The organism is Streptomyces sp. NPDC047061 (genome assembly GCF_040643955.1).
Lineage (GTDB): Bacteria > Actinomycetota > Actinomycetes > Streptomycetales > Streptomycetaceae > Streptomyces.
Genome location: NZ_JBEYVI010000128.1, coordinates 1 through 1,678, shown reverse-complemented (window position 1 = coordinate 1,678; position 1,678 = coordinate 1). Strand labels below are relative to the sequence as shown.

Below are 1,678 nucleotides of genomic sequence, written 5' to 3'. Positions count from 1 at the left end.
TTAGCCTCGATCGTTCATGAGTCCCCGGCAGCTTGCTGACGGGGACGTTGAGTCTGTGTGGTGGGATCTTTTCGGGGTTGGGGCAGGCTGAGGGCCCGGCTCTCGTGTCGGGTGGGCGCCGGGTTCCACTTCGCCGGTGCGGTGGTGCGGGTCGTCGGGACGTTCGAAGTTGCTGGTCAGCCGGGGTTCGGCAAGGTATGGAGTCTGTCGAACGCGTGGGTGATGACGTCGGTCCAGGGCCATCGGGCGGTGAAGCGGAGCCGGCGGCGGCGTCCGGTGTTCACGAGCTGGGCGGCGGCGGAGAACAGACGCAGGCGGAGTTTCTTGGGTTCCCAGCGGCGGGCGTCGCCGGTCAGGGCGAGCATCGGCATCCAGGCGAGGACGTCGAGGGCGATCTGGACGATCTCCAGCCAGATCCGGTTCTGGGCGGTGTCGTGCAGAGGCAGGTTGCGCAGGCCGGTGTCACGGGCGTTTCGGATGCGGTCTTCGCAGCGGGCCCGGCGGCGGTGACGAAGTTCGAGGTCGGCGAGCTGGCCGCCCTTGGTGTTGGTCGCGAAGCAGGTCAGCCGCATGCCATCGAGGTCGGTGAAGCGCAACTGGGCGCCGGGGTGCGGGCGTTCCTTTCTGACGATCAGCCGCATGCTTTTGGGCCAGGAGGAGAGGTCGGGCATATCGGTGATCTCCGCGACCCAGGCGCCGGGCCGCTGGGTGCCACCGGCGTCGTAGGCCGGTGTCCACGCCCTCTTCGGGATCTTCAGCACGGCCTGGTGGATGGCGTCGGTGATGGTCATTCCGACGGAATACGACAGCCACCGGCCCGGCTTGGAGAGCCAGTCGAGGAAGGCGTGGGTGCCGCCGGCGGAGTCGGTGCGGATCAGCGTCTGCCGTCCCCGTCGCAGGTGTCTGGGCAGTTGGGCCAGGGCGAGGTGGGCGGTTTCGATGTGATCGCTCGCGGTGTTGGAGCCCGCGTTGCCGGGCCGCAGCAGGGCGGCCACCGGTTCCCCGGACCCGGTCTGACCGTGGTCGACGAACGCGACGAGCGGGTGATGGCCGAAGGTCTTCTTCCAGGTCGCGGTGGCGTCCTGCTTCTCGGAGTGGGCGAGGACGAGCACGCCGTCGATGTCCACGGTCACCTGGCCGTCGGCGGCCGGACCGTTCGTCCCGGCCAGTTCCCAGACCCGCGAGCGTACTTCGGAGCGTGCGCCCCGGATCGCCGCGAGGGCCTTGGGGCCGGAGGCGGCGAGCGCGTCAACGAGACGGGAGACGGTCGGATCGGAGGCCACCGGGCCGAACACGCCCGGCTCGGCCCGCAGCATGCCCACGTCCGCGAGGCAGTCCCCGCCCAGCGCGACGGCCAGGGCCACATCCAGCAGGATCTTGCCCGGGTCGTGCACCGCCCGCGGCTTGCGCCACGGTGCCAGCGCCGCCGATATCGCGGTGTCCAGAGCGGACTTGCGGACGGTCTCGACCAGCAGCACCGCCCCGGCCTGCGAGACCGTCCCGCTGCCGCCGCCCTCGACGCGGACACGCGGGTACAACCCGATACGCTTGCTCACCTGGAGAGTGCTTCTTTCCGTGCAGCCAACAGGACCCTAGACAAGTCCCATCGTTGCAGGTCAGGAGCACTCTCCGCTTATTTGATCAAGGCATGGACGAGCACGCTCATGAAAGCGCGAGG

At 69.2% G+C, this 1,678-nt stretch carries 1 protein-coding gene; it reads right to left on the bottom strand.

The window, feature by feature from the left end; translation table 11 throughout:
* Window positions 1-176: 176 nt before the first annotated feature.
* Window positions 177-1,556, bottom strand: a complete 1,380-nt coding sequence (locus tag ABZ887_RS51085) for an IS1380 family transposase (protein WP_361306587.1) — start codon at window positions 1,554-1,556, stop codon at window positions 177-179.
* Window positions 1,557-1,678 lie beyond the last annotated feature (122 nt).